We start from the raw sequence: 3,029 nt of genomic DNA, 5'->3' as shown, positions 1-3,029 counted from the left end.
CTTCTGAACCACCCCGACCCACACACCGCCGCCCAAGCCGCCGCCGTCGAGAACCTACTGCGCTGTTGGGCACGGGAACACGACATCCTCGCCCCCGACGACGGCACCCTCCGTGTCCCCCTCCCCGTCACCGGCACAGCTCTCCTCGCTCCGGTCCACTACTGGTCCCCCACGGGCTGGCACCGCTTCGGACTCCCCCGTCTGGCAGACGCCCCCGAAACCGCACCCCCGGCCGACGCGGTGACGGTGGCAGCCCTGCTGGCCAGGGAAGCCGCCGCAGCGGATGACGCGGAAGCGGATGCCTCGCAGCCCTCGGGAACGGAGAGCGCCGACCTCGTTGACCGGGTCGCCGACTCGCTCCGGCGCACCGCTGTGTTCATCCGCGACCGGCGCAACAACCCCACCGACGTACCCGATCTCTTCCTCGCCGCCGAACAGTCACTCGTACTCGGTCACCCCCTGCACCCCACTCCGAAAAGCCGTGAAGGGCTCTCCGAAGCGGCAGCACGGCTCTACTCACCGGAGTCGCGCGGCTCCTTCCCATTGCACTGGATCGCGGTCGCCCCATCCGCCCTGGCGGCCGACTCGGCATGGACGGAGCGCGGTCGACTCGTCCCCGCCGAGCAGTTGACCTCCAGGCTGGCCGGCTCCGGGCTGCCTCTGCCCAAGGGCCACACCGCCCTACCCGTGCACCCCTGGCAACTCCACGCGATCCTGCACCGCGCCGACACCGCAGCCCTGCTGGATGCCGGGCTCCTCCAGTACCTCGGCCGCTTCGGCTCGCCTTGGCACCCCACCTCCTCCGTGCGCACCCTCTACCGTTCCGGCGCCCCCGCGATGCTCAAGCTGTCGCTGGGGCTACGCATCACCAACTCCCGTCGCGAGAATCTCCGCAAGGAACTCCACCGCGGAGTCGAGGTCCACCGCCTCCTCCGCACCGGCCTGGCGCGGGAGTGGCGGAACGCCCACCCCGGCTTCGACATCGTCCGCGACCCGGCCTGGCTCGCGGTCACCGGACCGGACGGCCGCCCCGTCCCCGGCCTGGACGTGGTGATCCGGCACAACCCGTTCGACCCGGCGGACGACGTCACCTGCATCGCCGGCCTCGTCTCCCCGCGGCCGTGTGCGACCGGCCAAAGCCCCCCAACCGGCCAACGCCCCCCGACCGGCTCGTCCCACGCGATCGTCCGGGACCACGACACGGGTCAACCGCACGCGTCCGTCCAGCCGAACACGTCCGTCCAACCGCGCGGGACCGATCACCAGCAGCACGGTTGGCCCGTCGACACCCCCGACCTCGTCATGCGTTCCAGGCTCACCGACATCGTCACTCGCCTCGCCGGCCGCACCGGACGCACCCGCCAAGCCGTCGCCACCGAGTGGTTCCTGCGCTACCTGGAACACGTCGTGCGCCCCGTGCTGTGGCTCGACGGCGAGGCCGGTATCGCCCTTGAAGCCCACCAGCAGAACACCCTGCTCCTGCTGGACCCCGAGGGCTGGCCCAGAGGCGGCCGCTACCGTGACAACCAGGGCTACTACTTCCGCGAGTCCCGCCGTGCGGAGCTCGAAGCCCGGTTGCCCGGCATCGGTGAGCAGAGCGACACGTTCGTCTCCGACGAGGTCAGCGACGAACGCTTCGCGTACTACCTCGCCATCAACAACGTGTTCGGGCTCATCGGCGCCTTCGGCTCCCAACACCTCGCCGACGAGAGGCTGTTGCTCGCCGCTTTCCGCCGCTTCCTGGCTCGTGCGGTCACCGGCCCTGCCCGATTGCGTACCTCCCTGCCCGCTCTGCTCCTCGACTCACCTGTCCTGCGCTGCAAGGCGAACCTGCTGACCCGGCTGCACGGCCTCGACGAACTCGTCGGCCCCGTGGACACCCAGTCCGTCTACGTCACCATCGCCAATCCCCTCCGCTCCTGATGGATGGGCACACCCGGCCCATTCGACTTCCCTGACATCCCCGTATCCCTTCCCTGCACATCCCTGACACCTGATCCCTGAGGAACATGACCCACCCCGTCTCCTGAGAGGAGCGTCGCCGTGCCTCCCACCGATGCGAGCACCGACGCCGGGACCGCCTGCGCCCCGAACGGCACCCCGACCGCCGCTCACAGCAGCACTGCTGCCCGCACCGGCACCACCGGCCCAACCGGCGGCACCGCCGACACCGACACCACCGACCAGCCCGTCACCGGTACCGCCGTCACCGCTGTGCGTTCGGACAGCGAGGACACACTGGACCTACGCCTGCCCGACGAGTTCCTGGACTTCCTGGCCGAGGAAGCCGAGAAGCACGGCGGGGGACCGGGCGAGGGGGACGGCGCGGAGGCGTGGCCTACGGACGGCGTTCCGACGGACGACGACCTGCTCGACCGCCTTGCCGACTGGGGTCCGGTCACCACCCCGGTAGGTGTCCTGCACCTCCTCCCCGTACGCGTCGAGCGGGATCTTCCGCTGATCAGCCGCTGGATGAACGACCCCGCCGTGGCCGCCTTCTGGAAACTCGCCGGACCACAGTCCGTGACCGAGGGACACCTGCGCCACCAGCTGGCCGGAGACGGACGCAGCATTCCGTGCCTCGGTCTGCTGGACGGCACCCCGATGAGCTACTGGGAGGTCTACCGCGCGGATCTCGACCCCCTGGCCCGCCACTACCCCGCCCGCCCGCACGACACCGGCGTCCACCTCGTCATCGGCGGTGTCGCCGACCGCGGCCGCGGTATCGGCTCAGCCCTGCTCCGAGCCTTCGCCGACCTTGTGCTGGACAAGCGGCCCTCGTGCGCACGCGTCATCGCGGAACCCGACCTTCGCAACACCCCCTCCATCGCCGCGTTCCTGAGCGCCGGCTTCCGGTTCTCCGCCGAGGTCGACCTGCCCGACAAGCGAGCCGCCCTCATGGTCCGAGACCGGGCCCTGCGCGATCTGCTGTAGCGCCATCACTTTTGGTACACCGCTCACCACGAAGCGGTTCCCACCCGAGAAGAACTTCGAAGGACTCCGTGCTGCATCCACCCGCCATCCCACCC

2 protein-coding genes are annotated in these 3,029 nt (G+C 70.3%); both read left to right on the top strand.

What is annotated here, in order from left to right:
• Positions 1–1,923: IucA/IucC family protein (locus FPZ41_RS45905; RefSeq protein ID WP_152870778.1), on the top strand; the 1,923-nt coding region annotated here is incomplete at its 5' end.
• Between the two features lie 120 nt (positions 1,924–2,043).
• Positions 2,044–2,934 (top strand): GNAT family N-acetyltransferase, encoded by an 891-nt coding sequence (locus FPZ41_RS45900; protein ID WP_407698909.1) that lies wholly within the window; start codon positions 2,044–2,046, stop codon positions 2,932–2,934.
• The last annotated feature ends 95 nt before the right edge of the window (positions 2,935–3,029 follow it).

Origin of the sequence: Streptomyces acidicola, assembly GCF_009377235.1 — a bacterium.
Classification (GTDB): Bacteria; Actinomycetota; Actinomycetes; order Streptomycetales; family Streptomycetaceae; genus Streptomyces; species Streptomyces acidicola.
This window is presented reverse-complemented; position numbering and strand designations above follow the sequence as displayed.